Source organism: Pseudoalteromonas sp. P80D2 (assembly GCF_036680945.1).
In the GTDB taxonomy this organism is placed as follows: Bacteria; Pseudomonadota; Gammaproteobacteria; order Enterobacterales; family Alteromonadaceae; genus Pseudoalteromonas; species Pseudoalteromonas shioyasakiensis.
Map to the genome: position 1 here is coordinate 1 of NZ_JAZDAR010000028.1, position 18739 is coordinate 18739.

The window sequence follows — 18739 nt, forward strand, 5'->3', positions numbered from 1 at the left end:
AGAACCTAGAACCTAGAACCTAGAACCTAGAACCTAGAACCTAGAACCTAGAACCTAGAAGTATTCATTAACTATTTTGCAAAAACCTGTCACAAGTGAGCGTTTACTAAACACTCAGTCTTGCGAACCTTGTAATGCCATGCTTTAATTAGGCAGCGTAAAAATAAACAGTTGTGGTTTTATTTTAACTGGACGTTTTAAGAATAATTATTTGGGAAATAACAATGGCGCTTAGCTGTAAAACAATTGTAACGTCATTTGCGTTACTAGCAATGACTGGCTGTACAATCATCCCCGGTAGCCATTTTGAAGGAATCGAATCGGGCGAACAAATAGATAATCTTGAGAAGGAGCTCGATAAAGTTAATATCCAAATCATCGACTCTTCTCTCATTAATCAACAAAAGCAAAGTAAAACGAAACCAGCGTTACCATCAAGCCTTGATGGCATCGATACCTCTGATTATCAATACAAATTAGGTGTTGGCGATGTAATCACAATTGGCGTATGGGATCATCCTGAATTAACAATTCCTGCTGCAGTACAACGTACTGCTGAGTTCGACGGCTTCCGTGTACAAGCCGACGGCACTATTACTTTTGCCTACGCTCCAGATATTCAAGCAGCTGGTAAAACAGTACAACAAGTTCATAAAGAGCTTGTTAAGCGCTTAAGTCGCGTAATCGAAGACCCTCAAGTAGATATTAAAATTGTTGGCTTTAGAAGCCAAAAAGCCTACGTAACAGGTGAGGTTAACAACCCAGGGGTACTCCCTGTAACCGAAGTGCCGCTTACCTTAATTGATGCACTTAACCAAGCCGGCGGGTTAACAGACTCTGCTGATTGGCGCACAGTTACATTTACGCGTGGCGACAAAACAGAAGTGATCCAATTAGATGACTTTTATGCCCATGGCGATATCTCGCAAAACCGTTTATTAAAGCATGGCGATATTGTGCATGTTAATCGTAACGACATGCAAAAAGTGTTTGTGTTAGGCGATGTAAAAAGCGCTGGTACAGTGGGCGTTAATCGTTATGGTTTAAATTTAGCGCAAGCTTTAAGTGATGCAGGTGGTTTAAACGAAAATACAGCAGATGCAAATGGCGTATTTGTATTACGTAAACGCAACTTAGAAACCGATGGCATCATTGCTGATGTATACCAACTACATGCAAAAAATGTTGCGGCATTGGTGTTAGCAGAGCAGTTTGAGTTACAGCCGCACGATATTGTGTATGTAACTTCAGCACCGCTAGCGCGTTGGAACCGTGTAATCAGCTTATTACTACCTTCGGTAAGTACAGTTGACTCAATTAATGACGTTACAACTTCGAACTAAAGGTTAAATGTTATGTTTGATTCTGTACTGGTTGTGTGTGCAGGCAATATTTGCCGAAGCCCAACCGCTGAATATGTATTAAAAAGTAAACTTCAAGGTAAAAATGTTAGCGTGTCTTCAGCGGGCTTAACGGCCCTTGAAGGCAAGCACGCAGATGCACAAGCACAGCAAATTGCTATGCAACATGGTATTGATATGAGCGAGCATCAGGGCAAGCAAATAACCTCAGCCCTTGTTGCGCAGCACAGCGTTATTTTAGTGATGGAACAGCGTCATATTAACGACTTGTGCTCTCGCTACCCGCAAGCGCGTGGTAAAACATTTTTGCTAGGTAAATGGGTTGGTGATAAAGAAATACCCGACCCATACCGTCAAAGCCAAGAGGCTTTTGAGCACGTTTACGCATTAATCGATAGCGCTTGTAGCGCTTGGCAAAAGTATTTATAAGGAAAGGGTAGTAGATGAATGCTCAGCCCACTGCATTAGCAGCAAGTAAAAATCAAAATAAAAGTCAAGAATCGCAATCGCAAGAAATAGACTTACTCGCATTACTAGGTGCATTACTCGACCGTAAATGGTTCATCATTTTCGTAACCGCTGTATTTGCCATTATTGGTGTGGCGGTCGCGGTATTAAGTACGCCAATTTATAAAGCAACAGCACTTGTACAAGTTGAAGAAAACAGCCCGTCTGTACCTGGCCTTGATGATATGGCAGGTATGTTCGAAAGTAGCAGTGCCGCTGTAACCGAAATCGAGCTGTTAAAGTCACGCTCTGTGATTGGCGAAGCAGTCGATGCACTAAAGCTTGATATAATTGCAGAGCCTAAATTATTCCCTGTTATTGGCGGTAAGCTATATCGTAGTTTTGCTGCTGAATCTAAAGGTGACATAGCTGAGTCATTTTTGGGCTTAAGCAGTTATGCTTGGGGCGGCGAAAGTATTAATGTATTTAGATTTAACGTACCCAAGGCATTTGAAGGCGAAGAGTTTGAGTTAGTTGTTGGAGAAGGTAATACCTTTGAGCTTTTTAATCCAAATGGCGAGCCCGTATTAAAAGGTGCGGTAGGTAAAGATGAAAGTGCTGGCTTTTATGAGTTAACTGTACGCGATTTAAATGCGCGCCCTGGAACTGTTTTTACATTAGCTAAGAAAAATCGCTACAGAACTATTGTTGAACTACAGCAAGAGATAGGTGCTAGCGAAAAAGGTAAAGATTCTGGCATAATTGCTATGTCTTATGAGCATAAAGGCCCTATACACGCTGAAAAGATACTTGATAAAGTAGCGCAAATTTATGTACGCCGTAATGTAGAGCGCAACAGTGCCGAAGCGCAAAAGTCTCTAGAGTTTTTAGAAGTACAATTACCAGAAGTTAAGAAGCAACTTGAATATGCAGAAGAGCGTTTTAACGATTACCAAATTAAACGTCAATCAATCAACATAAGTTTAGAAACACAAGGCGTACTTGAACAAGTAGTTGAGCTTGAAACTAAATTACAAGAGCTAGAACTAAAACGTTTAGAGCTAAGTCGTAAATTTAAAGAAAGCCACCCAACTTACCAAGGTGTGCTTGAGCAAATAGAAGCGGTTGAAAAACAAAAGCAAAAACTAGTTGGTGAAGTTGGTAACTTACCAGAAACACAACAAGAGCTATTACGTTTAAAGCGCGATGTAGAAGTAAGTAACCAAATTTACACCTTGTTACTTGGTAAAACGCAAGAGCTAGATATTGTTCGTGCCGGTACCATTGGTAATGTGCGTGTGGTCGATGCAGCAGCGGTAGACACAACAGAGCCTGTTAAGCCGAAAAAAGCACTCATAGCTGTTGTAGCAACCTTGCTTGGTGGCTTTTTAGCTGTGGCCATAGTGCTAATTCAAAAAGCAATTCATCGTGGTGTTGAAGACCCGACTGAGATAGAGAGTATAGGTTTACCTGTTTATGCATCGGTACCGTATTCAGACTTTCAAGATAAGCTAACGGGTTTTAACCGTGCACGCAAAGTTAAAGATAAGCCTAAGTCAATACTTGCAGTAGATAACCCAGCAGATTTATCGGTAGAAGCTCTTCGTAGCCTTCGAACAAGTTTACACTTTGCAATGATGGAGGCTAAAAACAACATTATTGCTATATCTGGCCCAAGCCCAGGTGTGGGTAAATCGTTTATCTCGGTAAACCTTGCAACAGTATTGGCACAAAGCGGTAAAAAGGTCCTGATTATCGATGCCGATATGCGTAAGGGTTATTTACAAACTCAGTTCGGTATGAAGTGGGACGACGGCTTAAGTGATTTACTATCGGGCCGTTTAAATCTTGAGCAAGTGACTAAAAAGTCACAAGTTGAAGGGTTAGATGTAATTACCCGCGGTCAAATACCACCAAATCCATCTGAATTATTAATGCATAGTAATTTTAGCAAGATGGTTGCAGAGGTAAGTGACAAATACGACATTGTTATTGTTGATACGCCACCTATTTTAGCGGTTACCGACCCTGCAATTGTAAGCGCTCATGCAGGTAGTACGTTATTAGTAACACGCTTTGGGCAGAACCATTTACGTGAAATTGAACTTACTCGTAACCGTTTTGAACAAAATGGCATAGACGTAAAAGGGGTAGTATTTAACGGTGTTGTACGTAAAGCAAGCAATGCATACGGTTACTATGGTTACTACAACTACGAATATAAATCTGATAAGTAATTAAAGACGTTCTAGGTTCTGCTGGACTTAATTGTCACCAGGAAAAAGCGTGTTGAAGAACCTAGAACCTAGAACCTAGAACCTAGAACCTAGAACCTAGAACCTAGAACCTAGAACCTAGAATAATAGAGTTAAATAAAAAATTATTAAATAATCTCGGTGATCGAAGTTAACTTCTGAAATCAAAGCACCGATATCCGAAAACAGACACCTGATATCTAACCTCTGATATCTAACATCTGATATCTTTCACTTGATATCTCTCGTCTAACCTCTGATATCTAACTTCTGACTTCTCCTACGGCTTCTTTCTTTCGAAACCTAGCATACTTTCATGGAGTAAAAATGGAAATCTCCCAAGCCCGCATGACTCACCTAAAGCAACTCGAAGCTGAATCTATTCACATTATTCGTGAAGTTGCTGCCGAATTCGATAACCCAGTAATGCTTTACTCTGTCGGCAAAGACTCTGCGGTAATGCTACACTTAACAATGAAAGCGTTTTACCCAGCTAAACCACCGTTCCCTTTAATGCATGTTGATACAACATGGAAATTTAAAGAAATGATCGAGTTTCGCGACAAAATGGCCGAAAAGCTAGGTTTTGACTTGTTAGTGCATATTAACCAAGAAGGTGTAGATGCAGGCGTTGGCCCATTTACCCATGGTAGTGCAAAGCATACCGACATCATGAAAACCCAAGGGTTAAAACAAGCGTTAGACAAATACCAGTTTGATGCGGCATTTGGAGGTGCACGCCGCGACGAAGAAAAATCACGTGCTAAAGAGCGTGTTTATTCATTCCGCGATAAAAACCACCGTTGGGACCCTAAAAACCAGCGCCCAGAATTATGGAATACCTTTAACGGTAAGGTGAATAAAGGTGAAAGTATTCGCGTTTTCCCACTGAGTAACTGGACCGAGCTAGATATTTGGCAATACATCTACCTAGAAAACATCGATATTGTACCACTCTACCTAGCAGCAGAGCGCCCAGTAGTAGAGCGTGACGGTACATTAATTATGGTTGATGACGAACGTATGCCACTTGAAGAAGGCGAAGTACCAATGAAGAAAATGGTACGCTTTAGAACCCTTGGCTGTTACCCATTAACCGGTGCAGTTGAATCTAACGCCACAACGCTACCAGAAATCATTCAAGAAATGTTACTAACCAAAACATCAGAGCGCCAAGGCCGTGTAATCGACCACGATTCATCAGGCTCAATGGAGAAAAAGAAAATGGAAGGTTACTTTTAAAAAGCCGTAAGCTCTAAGCTGTAAGTCTTAAGTGGATTAAAGACTTTACTAAATAGATACAACAAGGAATTGTTATGAATTTTGAAAATTTAGAAGTTTGGAAGCGTTCGGCAAGGTTGTCTTCGAATATTTATAAAGGAACAACTGAATTGCGGGATTACGGCTTTCGAGATCAGCTGACTAGAGCTGGCTTATCAGTACCTAGTAATATCGCGGAGGGGATGAGTAGAGATAGTAATAAAGAAAAACGTCGATTTTTAGATATTGCTCGCTCATCGCTTTCAGAAGCTCGGACTCAAATTTATATCGCAATAGAGATAGGATATTTATCTAACGATATAGGGTCTATATGGGTTGCAGAAACAAAAGAGTTACAGGCAATGCTTTGTGGCCTGAAAAACTCTATAGAAAGTATTTAGACTTCAAGCTTATAGCTTATAGCTTATAGCTTAAGTAAGGATGGAAAATGACTGAACAAATTACCCCAAACCTTCTTGAAACAGATATCGAAGGTTACTTAAAACAACACGAAAACAAAGATCTACTGCGCTTTTTAACTTGTGGTAATGTTGATGACGGTAAATCAACATTAATTGGCCGTTTATTACATGACTCAAAATTAATTTTTGAAGATCACATGGCGGCAATCAAAAACGACTCAAAAAAATTCAATACCACAGACGAAGAGTTCGATTTAGCGTTATTGGTCGATGGCCTTCAGTCAGAACGTGAGCAAGGTATTACCATTGACGTAGCTTACCGTTATTTTGCAACAGAAAAGCGCAAGTTTATTATTGCTGACTGCCCAGGGCACGAGCAATACACGCGTAATATGGCAACTGGTGCATCTAACTGCGACCTAGCCATTGTGATGATTGATGCCCGTAAAGGTGTGCAAACACAAACTAAGCGTCATAGCTATATTGCATCACTACTTGGTCTTAAACACGTAATTGTAGCCATTAATAAAATGGACTTAGTTGATTACAGCCAAGATGTTTACCGCCAAATTAAAGCAGATTACAAAGCTTTTGCAGAGCAATTAGATATTCCTGATGTGCGCTTTGTGCCAATCTCGGCACTTAAAGGCGATAATGTTGTTGATAAAGGTAACAACCTAGGCTGGTACCCAGGTGCAACATTAATGCAGTTGCTTGATACAGTAACCATTAGTGACGATAAAAACTTAGATACTTTCCGCCTACCTGTACAATATGTTAACCGCCCCAATTTAGATTTCCGCGGCTTTTGCGGCACCATTGCCAGTGGCATTATTAATGTAGGTGACCAAATTACAGCATTCCCATCGGGCAAAACATCATCAGTAGAGCGTATTGTTACTGCTGATGGCGATTTAGTAAGTGCCTTTGCCGGTCAAGCAATTACACTTACTTTAAAAGACGAAATTGATATCTCTCGTGGTGATGTCATTGTTAAGTCAAGCACAGATCAAAAGCTACTACCAACTACGAGCTCAAACTTTGCTGCAACGATTGTGTGGATGGCCGATGCAGCAATGCAGCCAGGTAAAGAGTACGAGCTAAAAATTGGTACTAAAAACACTTTTGGTAAAATTAGCAATATTAACCACCGTATCGATGTAAACACCCTAGAGCAAATTAATGCCATCGAATTACAATTAAACGAAATTGCAAATTGTACTATCGAAACATCTGCCCCAGTCGTTATAGACCAATATAAACAAGTCGTAGGTACTGGCTCATTCATAATTATTGACCGTTTAACTAATGTAACGGTTGGTGCGGGTATGATCACAAATACAACCGCCGAAACTCTAAGTTTGACAAGAGAACCTCGTACTTATACTGAAGCTGAAGTTGCTTTAAATAAATATATTCGAGAGTATTATCCTGAGTGGGGGTGTAAAGGTGTATCATGAACAGAGAAAAAAATAAGATAACTATCCATATAGGTTTTCATAAAACAGCAACAACGTCATATCAAAAGAGTATTTTCCCAAACCTTGAAAATGTAGAGTTTTTGGGGCGAAATTGGAAAGGAGTCTCTGAAAGTGCATCTTTATATCAAGAAATCTGTGAATATTGTTTTAATAGTAATAGTGATGAAAGAAATTACGAAAGAATAAATGCTAAGTTAGCTGATTTACTCGAAACTAAGTCAATTCTTATTTCCGATGAATGGTTTTTAAGTGATTATTCAGGCTTTTATGGCGTGAAATCGTGTCCATGGCAGATGAAATTAAGAAAATTAGCTAAATTATTATCTAATTTTGAACATGAAGTTATAGTTTTTATTCGTTCGCCACTGGATTGCCTATTTTCACAGTATTGTGAGTTTAAGACTGTTGGGCTTCCTGATGCTTTAAAAAGTTTTAATAGGTATTTAAATTCCAATGATGCCAAAGCATATGATTATTGTGAATTAGAACGGTATTTAAATACAATATTTCAAAGTGTCAATTTTGTTACTTTCGAAACACTTATATCTTATCCTGTTTCAAAGTTATATTTGGAAAAAGAAGTGCTTAATGTAAAAATATTAAAAAGTGAATTAGAACATACAAACAACAAAGTCGTAAACAATAATAAAGTTCAAGTCAAGGTGGTTAAAAAAGGTTTTTTTGCGAAGTTCTATGATAGTTATATCTCGCACAATTTAAGAAGGAAACTCAAAAAAATAAAATTTCTAGGTGATATAAAGAACTATTTATATAGTAACAAATCATCAATAGTAACAGTGCCGTTAGACGAAAAAAAAATACCAGTAGAAATGGAGCGGATGTTTTCTAATGCTGAAGCTTTTTACCAGGGGAAATTAGATTATGAAAGAAAGTTTGAAATTTAGTGTTGTTATTTCCGTTTATAATGATGTTGTTAATATTGAAGATGCCTTAAAATCTGTTTTTTCTCAAAGTTTTAAATCTTATGAATTGATTGTAATAGATGGTGGTTCGAATGATGGAACATTCGAATTATTGGATAAATATAAATCGAGATTTACATACTTCATAAGTGAGAAAGATTCTGGGATATCTGAGGCTTGGAATAAAGGCTTAGCAAAGGCGGAAGGCGATTTTGTGGTGATATTAAATAGTGATGATTATTGGCCACCCAATTACCTAGAATCAATAAGCGCTCAGTTGCCAGTTAAAGAAAAAAGAAAAGCTTTGTTTTATGGGAATACTCAAATGGTAAAGGGTGAGGAAAAAACAAAGTTAGTATGTAAAAAGTATATAGAACCATTCGTAGGTTTTTTGGGGTTTAGATTTATGCACACAAGCTTGGTAGCTTCTAAAGAAGTGTATTCTATGGTTGGTGAGTTTAATACATCTGTCAGAATTGCGATTGATACTGAATGGCTGATGAGAGCAAGGATGAAAAATATTAAGTTCTTAAAATTAAACCATACCAACTACATGAGAGAAGGTGGCGTATCTGACTTAAATCAAAATAAAGCTTTTTCTGAGTTTCTATATTTCGGAAAATCGATGGGCTTTCTAAAGTTACCAACTAAGTTTTATCTAAAAGTTAGGGATTTAATAGTAGGCTAATATGAAAAATCAAATATATTTTCTAGTATTGCGTTTTTTAAATTTTATTATTAATCTCATGTTCTTCCACTGTATTAAAAATAAACTCTTACGTTTTTTGAATGTAAAGTTATCGAGTTCAGCTACTATTAATGGTCGAGTCAGATTTTTCGGTTTTCGTGAAGTAACAGTCGGGATAAATTCTTGTATAAATTTTGGGTGCTATTTAGATAACAGGGATTCTATTAAAATCGGAGATAATGTATCTATAGCTCATGATGTCAAAATCTATACAGCTGGCCATGATTATAACAGTAATGACTTTTCTTTCGTTAAAGCGCCTGTTGAAATAGGTGATAACTCGGTGGTTTTTTCCAATGTGCTTATAATGCCTGGGGTTAAAGTGGGTAATGGTGCAGTAATACTTCCAGGGAGTGTGGTAACAAAAGATTTAATTGAGCTAGGTGTTTACGGTGGGGTCCCTGCTAAGCTATTAAGAATGAGAGCTGCTGACTCACTAAATTATGAAATTAACTATAAATACTGGTTTGCTAATTAATATGACATCCATTCTTTTAGTGATTAATTTATTTCTAATAATTTCATCTACATTTTTATTTCTTAGGTTTGTAAGAAATGTGGCTTTCATACTGCCGAATGTTTTTTTATTAATTTATTTTTTTATTGTGCCATTATCTTATTCAATCACTGGGTTTTCAATGTATGGAAATTCATATTCAGATAATGTAGTTGAAGCCTATTTATTTTCAGGCTCTCTTTTTATATTTTTTTATAGTCTAGCTTTTTCTTTTTTTCAAAAATGTACATTTGGTGGCAAGGTAACCAATTTATTCAAGCTTTTTTTAGAGTCACCACTTAAATTAAATGTTAATTTATTCTTCTTAATATTAGGTTGGTTTCTAATATCCTATTTTATTGGGGTTGCTAGAACTGGTTCCTTGCTTTATTTGTTCACTAGTTCTAATGCTTTTGCTGAAATGATGGCGCTTGCAAATGGTAAATATTTTTTGATTTTTATGACTTCTGGCCTTGTATATGGCTTGCTAGTTTTGATTATGAGAAAGTTAAATGATGAAATATCTTTCAATAAGGTATTGTTATTTACTTTGATCTTATCTTTTTTTCATTTTTACTTCAGTACACCAGCCACAAGAACATGGTTTTTATTATTAATGCTTTCTATAACTTTTTATTTTTACGGAGATATAAAAAAACTTAGCTTTAAAAAAATAATATATATTTCTGTAAGTGCAATTGTTATGTTGCCATTACTTGTTATCCTAAATTTTATTAGACAAGGTATGAGTATAGCCAGTGCATCATTAGAAATTAATAAGATTATGCTTAATTTTGCTCAGTTTGAAAATGCTCTTATACTAATCGATAAAATTAATTTTGATTTGGATTTTACTTACTTTAAATTCCTTTTTGCTTCTATTAGCCCTTTATCTATTGTGCCATCTGCAATTCTACCTTTTCAAAAACCAAGAGCTGACAAAGAAGCATATTTAACAGAAAATATATTTGGGGACGCCATAGATCTAAATTTTTATCAAGAAGGGTCGACCTTAACATATACAATGCCTATTTCTGGTTATGCAGACTTTGGATATTTAGGGGTAATTTTAACTGCGCTCCTTTTTGGTGTTACACTAGCTTTTTTTCTAAAATTGTTTAGGAAAGTTGGTAATTTAAAATTGTTAATAATCTATCTAGCATTGTTTTCAAGTACTGCCATAAGATTTGGTTATGAAGGTTTGATTTCTGTCTTTTATGCATTCCTTTTGATGTATTTTATTCAGTATTTGTTTTTTAATTTAATATCTTCTTTCGTGAATATAAGAAGGGCTTGAAATTGTTTTATTTCTTTACAACACACAAAAAGTTTTTATTTCATAATGGTGGTGATGTTTACACTCGTAATTTGATATCTTTTCTTAAAGCTGAATTTGAAATTGATGTTGGGTACTTTCAACATGAACAATCTTCTAATTTGATTTGTAAAATTAAAAAGCTATGGTCCGTAGTTTCATCTTTATTTAGTTACTACCCAGCTAAGGTTTGCTACTTTAAAAGGAAGATTAGTAAAAATGAAGTTGAAAAAATACTACTTTCTAAAGCTCTTTTTATAGATCATCTTGATTTATATTGGTTTGCGATTGAAGCAAAAAAGATAAATCCAGAGTTAAAGGTTTTTTTAGTTAATCATAACTTTGAATCTAAGCTTTATAAAAGTGGGTTATCAAGAGTGTTACGGTTCTTTTTATACTTTGATATTAAGAAGTATTTAGACTTTGAGGCGAATGCATTAGCAACCTCTGATTTCGTAATTGCTCTATCTAAACAGGACCAAAATATTTTTACTAAGTACAACAAAAATGTATTTTTACAACTTCCTCTGTTTGACTATGAAAGAAGTAAGGCGCCTATATCTAAGTCAAAATATATTCGAATTGGATGTATAGTAAACATGAATTGGTGGCCTAACGCAGAGGGAGTTAATTGGTTTTTAAATAATGTAATCCCGATAATAAATAATCAATACAAATCAAAAGTTGAATTTAACTTTTATGGGCCAAAAACTGATAAGCTCGATGTGACGAGTGGTGTCGTGAATGGTCATGGTTTTGTTGAAAGCTTATCAGAGGTTTGGCTCAATAATGATATTATGATTAATCCAGTTTTCAATGGCTCGGGTATTAATATAAAAATGTGTGAATATTTATATAATAATAAACCAGTATTATCTTCTAGTTTTGTTAAAAATGCTTTCCCTGAAGAAGCTTTGTCATCTGTTGTTTTTGCTGACTCTGCGGATGAATGGGCTTCAGCAATTTGTAATTTTGTGGATGGTATAATTCCGGAGGTCTCGGAAGACACGCATTGTTTATTTTCAAGATTATCTTTTATTGAGGAATTAAAATTTGAAAGCTAAAATTCTTTATGTCATGAGTCGAATGCCATATCCAAACTCAGGTGGACGAGAAAGAATGATACACCAGACTTTAAGGATGTTGAAGGGTAGCAGTTATGATATTGATGTTTATTATTTCTCTAAAATCAAAGATAATAACCTTGAACAGAGGCTTATAAAAGAATATGGAATTCTAAATATATCACATATTCCTATTAGTAATTATTTACTTGCAATGTTCAAGTCCGTTTTGTCTTCTGAACCATTTCAATTTAGCTTTTATAAGAGTAGCGCCGCAAAGACTCTTATCGATAAATCTTTTAATAATAATTATAAAGCAATTATTTTTGATATGTTGAAAACCACATCAGCTGTTTCGGAAAAAACTCTTAAGCTAGGCAATGGTTTAGTTTTAGAAATGGATGATCTTTTATCATTAAGATATGAAAGAATGAGGGAAGCAAAAGTAGAGTCATTCTTAGGGCAATTTGATGACCATATTAACTCCAAGTTTATAAAAATGCTTTTAAGTAAATTATCTGCTTTTATTCTATCTATAGAGTCAAAAAGGATGGCTAAGTATGAAGCTCGCGCTTTAAAATATTTTGACATTGTCACTTTGACAAGCCCCAAAGAGGCGGAACGCTTAAAGCTTTTGGGAGAGGCTGAAGTAATTCCTGTGCCCCCTTCTGTTAATGGTTTGGGTACGGTGAGTTGTAATGGTAAATATAAAAGTAATGATTTAGTATTTGTTGGCAACCTTTTAATGGAGCAAAATTTAGCAAGTCTAAGTTACATTATTCATAAAATTTTACCTACTATGCCTGAAGTAAAGCTGAAAGTTATTGGTAAGTATGATAGACGGGTAGTTAATTTAGTGGATTCTTCAAAACATAAAAATAACATTCTGCTTCTTGGGTTTGTATCTTCTTTAGAAGAGCACATTCTATTTGGGGATGTATTATTGAGTCCAATTCTTTTTGGTAGTGGAGTGAAAACAAAGATTGTAGATGCATTAGAAATTGGTGTTCCAATTTTGACGAATGAACTGGGGATTGAAGGTCTTGATCTAGTAAGTCATGAGAATGTGTTTTTGTGTGATTCTTACAAAGATTATGCAAAATTTTACTCACTTCTTATGAATTCTTCGGATACATATGCAAAAATTGTAGAAAGTGCGTGGAAATATGCAGAAGCAAACTTAAATGAGTCTATGCTTATGAAGCGATATCTTTCAGAAATAGAAAATATTTAGAGAGTATTAAATTAATGGAAATTAAAAAAGCTTTAATAACGGGAATTACAGGGCAAGATGGATCATATTTAGCAGAATTCTTGCTTGAAAAAGGCTACGAAGTCCATGGTATTAAACGTCGTGCATCGAGCTTTAATACAGAGCGTGTAGATCACATCTATCAAGATATCCACGAAGATAACCCTAAGTTCTTTTTGCACTATGGTGATTTAACTGATACATCAAACCTGACCCGTATTTTGAAAGAGGTTCAGCCAGATGAAGTTTATAACTTAGGTGCGCAAAGCCACGTTGCTGTATCGTTCGAAGCCCCTGAATATACCGCTGATGTTGATGCTATTGGTACGTTACGTCTTTTAGAAGCAATTCGCTTTTTAGGTTTAGAAAAGAAAACTAAGTTTTATCAAGCATCGACTTCAGAGCTTTATGGCGAAGTACAAGAGATCCCGCAAAAAGAAACAACACCATTTCACCCACGCTCACCTTATGCTGTAGCTAAAATGTACGCTTACTGGATAGCAGTTAACTATCGTGAATCATATGGTATGTATGCTTGTAATGGTATTTTATTTAACCATGAGTCACCGCGTCGTGGTGAAACATTCGTTACACGTAAAATTACCCGTGGTTTAGCTAATATTTCGCAAGGTTTAGAAAAATGCTTATACCTAGGTAATATGGATGCACTACGTGACTGGGGTCATGCTAAAGACTATGTGCGTATGCAGTGGATGATGCTTCAACAAGATACACCTGAAGATTTTGTGATTGCAACCGGTAAGCAAATTTCAGTACGTGAGTTTGTAACACTTTCTGCTAAAGAGCTCGGTATTACCTTAGAGTTTAGTGGTGAGGGTGTTGACGAAATTGCTACTGTTGCTGCTATTGAAGGCGATAATGCTGAGGCGCTAAGTGTAGGTGATGTAATTGTTCGCGTTGATCCTCGTTACTTCCGCCCTGCTGAGGTAGAAACGCTACTTGGCGACCCAACAAAAGCGAAACAAAAGCTAGGTTGGGAACCAGAAATTACTGTAGAAGAAATGTGTGCTGAAATGGTGCAAAGTGATCTAGCTAAAGCTAAACAGCATGCAATTTTAAAGTCGCACGGTTATGACATTAGTGTTTCTGTAGAGTAACTATAGGCCTTTTAGTTATAAACTTATTAACCCAGCGTAAAGCTGGGTTTTATTATGGAAAGAACAATGCAAGCTAAAACTATTTTTGTCGCTGGCCATAACGGAATGGTTGGCAGTGCTATTGTTAGACAGTTACAAAAGCAACCTGAAGTGACAGTTATCACTCGCTCTCGCTCAGAGTTAAACCTATTGGACCAAAGTGCTGTTGCTAATTTTTTTGAATCGAATGATATTGATCAAGTGTATTTAGCTGCGGCTAAGGTTGGGGGGATTATTGCTAATAATACTTACCCTGCAGAGTTTATATATGAGAACTTGATGATTCAAAATAATATAATTCATAGTGCTCATTTAGCTGGGGTAAATGACTTGCTGTTTTTGGGGTCTTCATGTATTTACCCTAAATTAGCTGAACAACCAATGGAAGAAAGTGCCTTATTAACAGGTACGTTAGAGCCTACTAATGAACCATATGCAATTGCTAAAATTTCCGGCATTAAAATGTGTGAATCATATAACCGACAATATGGGCGAAATTATCGCTCAGTGATGCCAACAAATTTATATGGTGAAAATGATAACTTTCATCCAGAAAACTCTCATGTAATACCTGCATTATTAAGACGCTTCCATGAGGCTAAATTAGCTGGTGATGACAAGGTTATTGCTTGGGGCTCAGGTAAACCTATGCGTGAATTTTTACACGTTGATGATATGGCTGCAGCTTCGATACATGTTATGAACCTTAGTGATGATGTTTATAACTCAAATACACAAGAGATGCTTAGCCATATTAATGTTGGTACAGGTGTCGATTGTACAATTCGTGAGTTAGTAGAAACTGTAGCTAAAGTAATTGGTTTTAAAGGCGAAATTGAGTTTGATACTTCAAAACCAGATGGTGCGCCACGTAAGCTTATGGATGTTTCTAGATTAAAGTCTTTGGGTTGGCAATATAAAATCAGCCTTGAAGATGGTTTAGCACAGACGTATGAGTGGTTCTTAGCCAACCAAGACAACTTTAGAAAATAGTATGTTTTTAGAGCAAAAAACGTTTGAAACAGTCATCGACAGTACCCCTTTGGTATCTATAGACCTTGTTGTACTTAACGAAAATAATGAAGCATTACTTGGGCAAAGGTTAAACCGCCCTGCTGAGGGTTTTTGGTTTGTTCCTGGTGGTCGCATTTTAAAAAGTGAGTCACTGGCTAATGCTTTTAAAAGGCTAACACTAAATGAATTAGGAATTGAACTTGGATTATCAACTGCCGAGCTACTCGGCCCTTATGACCATTTTTATGATGATTGTGTATTTAACGATAAAATAAAAACACATTATGTCGCGATTGCTTATGTATTAAAGCTTACAAAACAAATGCTTGATACACTACCATTAAATGAACAGCATGGCGCTTATAAATGGCTTAGTTTTGATGAGCTACTTCAATCGCCTGCAGTGCATAAGCATACTAAATGGTATTTTGAAGCATTAAAAATATAAACACAGGGAATTTTTATGATTTTACCAGTAATCATGGCGGGTGGTTCAGGCACACGCTTATGGCCATTATCACGTGGCAACTATCCAAAACAGTTTTTAAAACTACATGGTGAGCATACCATGCTTCAAGACACGCTAACTCGATTAACGGGGTTAGTGCACTCACCTGCAATGCTAATTTGTAATGAAGAGCACCGTTTTATTGCAGCAGAACAAGTGCGCCAATTAGGTGCAGAGCATGGCGGTATTTTTTTAGAGCCAGTTGGTCGTAATACAGCACCGGCTATTGCTTTGGCTGCTTTTAAAGCCATTGAAAATGAGCAAGACCCATTATTACTTGTTCTTGCTGCAGACCATGTAATTGAAGACTCAGCTGCTTTTCAGGCAAGTGTAAATAAAGCTGCAGAGTTAGCAAAGCAAGATAAACTAGTTACATTTGGCATTGTAGGTAACAGCCCTGAAACAGGTTATGGCTATATAAAACGTGGTGAAGCTGTAGAGCATGGCTATGTTGTTAACAGTTTTGTTGAAAAGCCGAACTTAGATACAGCAAGGCAGTATATTGAAAGCGGTGATTACTATTGGAATAGTGGTATGTTTTTATTTAAAGCAAGCCGCTATTTAGACCAGTTAAAAGCATTTCGCCCAGATATCTATGCAGCTTGCGAAAAAGCCATTGCAGTACAAAACAACGATATGGAATTTATTCGCGTAGATAAAGCTGCTTTTGAAGCCTGCCCTGATGAGTCGATTGACTATGCAGTAATGGAACACACGAAAGATGCTGTTGTTGTGCCTATGGATGCAGGCTGGAGCGACGTAGGTGGTTTTGCTGCCCTTTGGGAAGTGTCTTCACAAGATGAAAATGGCAATGCCTTTAAAGGTGATGTAAAAGCAGTAGATACAAAAAATACACTTGTATTTGGTGAAGACAAACTCGTCGCAACAGTGGGTGTTGAAAACCTAGTGATTGTAAACACTAAAGACGCTATTTTAGTTGCCCATAAAGATAAATCACAAGAAGTTAAAGCGATTGTAAATCAGCTAAAAGCAGAAGAACGTTCTGAAGTTACGTTCCATCGTGAAGTGTATCGCCCATGGGGTAAATATGACTCAGTCGATAACGGTGAGCGCTTCCAAGTAAAACGTATAACCGTAAAACCAGGTGCTAAGTTGTCGGTACAAATGCACCACCACCGCGCAGAGCATTGGATTGTGGTATCGGGTACTGCAAAAGTTCAAATTGATGATACAGAGCAATATGTAACAGAGAATGAGTCTGTTTATATTCCAATTACAGCGGTTCATGCGTTAGAAAACCCAGGTAAAGTTGACTTAGAGTTAATCGAAGTGCAATCGGGGTCATACTTAGGTGAAGACGATATAGTGCGTTTTGAAGACCGATATGGTCGAGTGAAATAAACGCATAGACAGATATTAGAAGTTAGATGTCAGGTGTTAGAATAGCAGCTAGTGCAGTTTGTTTTGTGCTAGCTGTATGCTTTTAGAATAATTAAATAAATAGGTTTTTTATGGATAGCCAGTTAGTTTGCTCTGAAGTTATTGCAATGAGTGGTATAGAGTTCGGCACAAGTGGTGCACGAGGTCTAGTAAATGATTTTACCCCTGATGTAAATGCGGCATTTGCTCTAGCTTTTATATCAGCGATAGAAAATGAATTTTCATTTGATACAGTTGCAATTGCTATAGACAACCGTCCAAGTAGTTATGTGATTGCCCAGGCATGTGCAGAGGCGTTAAAACAACATAAATTGAATGTTGTGTATTATGGTGTAATTCCCACTCCAGCTCTAGCATACAAAGCAATGCAAGATAATATGCCTTGCATCATGGTTACAGGCAGCCATATTCCATTCGATCGTAACGGTTTAAAATTCTATCGCCCTGATGGTGAGATCACAAAAGCTGATGAGCAGGCTATTCTAACTAGCAATGCTATATTCACAGCGTTACCAGAACATCTAAATGAATTGCTATTAGATGTTTCTGCCTGTGAATCTTACACACAGCGTTACACCTCGCTTTTTAATGCTGATACCCTTAAAGGTAAAAAGATCGGTATTTATGAGCACTCAAGTGCAGGGCGTGATATCTACAAGGCACTATTTGAGCAATTAGGTGCAGAGGTTATCAGCCTAGGTCGAAGTGATGAATTTGTACCAATCGATACCGAAGCTGTATCTGAAGAGGATAAGCAAAAAGCACTTGACTGGTCTAGCGAATATAGCTTTGATGCGATATTTTCAACAGATGGTGATGGTGATCGACCATTAATTGCAGATGAAAATGGTAATTGGTTACGTGGTGATTTACTTGGATTGCTCTGTAGTCAGTTATTAAATATCGAAGCCCTTGCAACCCCTGTAAGTTGTAATACAGCAATTGAAAAATCATTAAACTTTAAACAAGTTAAACGTACTAAAATTGGCTCGCCATATGTTATTGCTGAATTTGCAGAGTTAGCTGAGCAATACATATCAGTAGCAGGCTTTGAAGCGAATGGTGGTTACTTACTAGGTTCAGATATAACATTCAATGGTAAGTTACTAAAAGCTCTACCAACAAGAGATGCGTTACTACCTGCGTTAATTTTGTTAGCGCAACCTAAGCATGTATCTGAGTTACTAGCCAAGTTACCACAACGGTTTACTGCCAGTGACCGCATTAAGGACTTTGCAAGAGAGAAAAGTTTACAAATTATTGCTGCGTTACAGCAAAATGCGCAAAGCTTTTTGTTGGAACTAGGCTATGATGAAAGCTACGAATTAGACTTAACTGATGGTTTACGTATTTCACTTGCATCTGGTGATATAGTGCATCTAAGGCCATCAGGCAATGCACCAGAATTAAGGTGCTATGCTGAGGCTGAGTCCAGCGAAAAAGCGATAAAGCTTGTAAATAAAGCACTGGTTTTAGTACAAGCATCATAGTTATTCGAACAAGCAGCAAGATACTTGCTGCTATCCATTTTGTTTAGTAAAAATAAACGTTGTAAAAATGGCAATAACCAACTGTTAGATTATACTTTAAAGGCTACCATAACGAACAAGCACTACTTTAATGATGGTAACCTTC

At 36.8% G+C, this 18739-nt stretch carries 17 protein-coding genes; all 17 read left to right on the forward strand.

What is annotated here, in order from left to right; translation table 11 throughout:
* Positions 1-224 precede the first annotated feature (224 nt).
* The 17 genes from VRK28_RS07130 to VRK28_RS07210 all read left to right on the forward strand — a co-directional run bounded on the left by VRK28_RS07130 (position 225) and on the right by VRK28_RS07210 (position 18594).
* The gene (locus tag VRK28_RS07130) at positions 225-1343 is read left to right on the forward strand and encodes a polysaccharide export protein (protein ID WP_332393637.1); all 1119 of its coding nucleotides are present in this window, start codon (positions 225-227) and stop codon (positions 1341-1343) included.
* A gap of 12 nt (positions 1344-1355) precedes the next feature.
* Positions 1356-1790: a low molecular weight protein-tyrosine-phosphatase gene (locus tag VRK28_RS07135; RefSeq protein ID WP_332393638.1), complete on the forward strand. Its 435-nt coding sequence runs from the start codon at positions 1356-1358 to the stop codon at positions 1788-1790.
* Positions 1791-1804: 14 nt separating this feature from the next.
* Positions 1805-4045 carry a polysaccharide biosynthesis tyrosine autokinase gene (locus VRK28_RS07140; RefSeq protein WP_332393639.1) on the forward strand — a complete coding sequence of 747 codons (2241 nt, stop codon included), beginning with the start codon at positions 1805-1807 and terminating at the stop codon, positions 4043-4045.
* A gap of 345 nt (positions 4046-4390) precedes the next feature.
* Positions 4391-5305, forward strand: a complete 915-nt coding sequence (gene cysD / locus VRK28_RS07145) for a sulfate adenylyltransferase subunit CysD (RefSeq protein ID WP_058583902.1) — start codon at positions 4391-4393, stop codon at positions 5303-5305.
* Between the two features lie 74 nt (positions 5306-5379).
* On the forward strand, positions 5380-5724 hold the full coding sequence (locus VRK28_RS07150; protein WP_332393640.1) for a four helix bundle protein: 345 nt from the start codon (positions 5380-5382) through the stop codon (positions 5722-5724).
* Between the two features lie 47 nt (positions 5725-5771).
* Positions 5772-7205, forward strand: coding sequence for a sulfate adenylyltransferase subunit CysN (gene cysN / locus VRK28_RS07155; RefSeq protein WP_332393641.1), 1434 nt, complete (start codon positions 5772-5774; stop codon positions 7203-7205).
* Positions 7202-8131, forward strand: coding sequence for a hypothetical protein (locus tag VRK28_RS07160; RefSeq protein WP_332393642.1), 930 nt, complete (start codon positions 7202-7204; stop codon positions 8129-8131). Before cysN ends, VRK28_RS07160 begins: the two co-directional genes overlap by 4 nt.
* A complete protein-coding gene (locus VRK28_RS07165; RefSeq protein ID WP_253109183.1) occupies positions 8109-8837 on the forward strand; it encodes a glycosyltransferase family 2 protein in 729 nt (242 codons plus the stop codon). The genes VRK28_RS07160 and VRK28_RS07165 overlap by 23 nt, the downstream gene beginning before the upstream one ends.
* A gap of 1 nt (position 8838) precedes the next feature.
* The gene (locus VRK28_RS07170; RefSeq protein ID WP_211859193.1) at positions 8839-9375 is read left to right on the forward strand and encodes an acyltransferase; all 537 of its coding nucleotides are present in this window, start codon (positions 8839-8841) and stop codon (positions 9373-9375) included.
* A 1-nt stretch (position 9376) separates the two neighbouring features.
* Positions 9377-10690 (forward strand): O-antigen polymerase, encoded by a 1314-nt coding sequence (locus tag VRK28_RS07175; RefSeq protein WP_253109193.1) that lies wholly within the window; start codon positions 9377-9379, stop codon positions 10688-10690.
* On the forward strand, positions 10687-11772 hold the full coding sequence (locus VRK28_RS07180; protein WP_253109179.1) for a glycosyltransferase: 1086 nt from the start codon (positions 10687-10689) through the stop codon (positions 11770-11772). Before VRK28_RS07175 ends, VRK28_RS07180 begins: the two co-directional genes overlap by 4 nt.
* On the forward strand, positions 11762-13006 hold the full coding sequence (locus VRK28_RS07185) for a glycosyltransferase (protein ID WP_332393643.1): 1245 nt from the start codon (positions 11762-11764) through the stop codon (positions 13004-13006). Before VRK28_RS07180 ends, VRK28_RS07185 begins: the two co-directional genes overlap by 11 nt.
* Before the next feature lie 14 nt (positions 13007-13020).
* Positions 13021-14142 carry a GDP-mannose 4,6-dehydratase gene (gene gmd, locus VRK28_RS07190; RefSeq protein WP_332393644.1) on the forward strand — a complete coding sequence of 374 codons (1122 nt, stop codon included), beginning with the start codon at positions 13021-13023 and terminating at the stop codon, positions 14140-14142.
* Positions 14143-14208: 66 nt separating this feature from the next.
* The gene (gene fcl, locus VRK28_RS07195) at positions 14209-15174 is read left to right on the forward strand and encodes a GDP-L-fucose synthase (protein WP_332393645.1); all 966 of its coding nucleotides are present in this window, start codon (positions 14209-14211) and stop codon (positions 15172-15174) included.
* A gap of 1 nt (position 15175) precedes the next feature.
* The gene (locus VRK28_RS07200) at positions 15176-15643 is read left to right on the forward strand and encodes a GDP-mannose mannosyl hydrolase (RefSeq protein ID WP_253109171.1); all 468 of its coding nucleotides are present in this window, start codon (positions 15176-15178) and stop codon (positions 15641-15643) included.
* Between the two features lie 15 nt (positions 15644-15658).
* Positions 15659-17065 (forward strand): mannose-1-phosphate guanylyltransferase/mannose-6-phosphate isomerase, encoded by a 1407-nt coding sequence (locus tag VRK28_RS07205; RefSeq protein ID WP_253109169.1) that lies wholly within the window; start codon positions 15659-15661, stop codon positions 17063-17065.
* A 110-nt stretch (positions 17066-17175) separates the two neighbouring features.
* A complete protein-coding gene (locus tag VRK28_RS07210) occupies positions 17176-18594 on the forward strand; it encodes a phosphomannomutase (protein ID WP_332393646.1) in 1419 nt (472 codons plus the stop codon).
* Positions 18595-18739 lie beyond the last annotated feature (145 nt).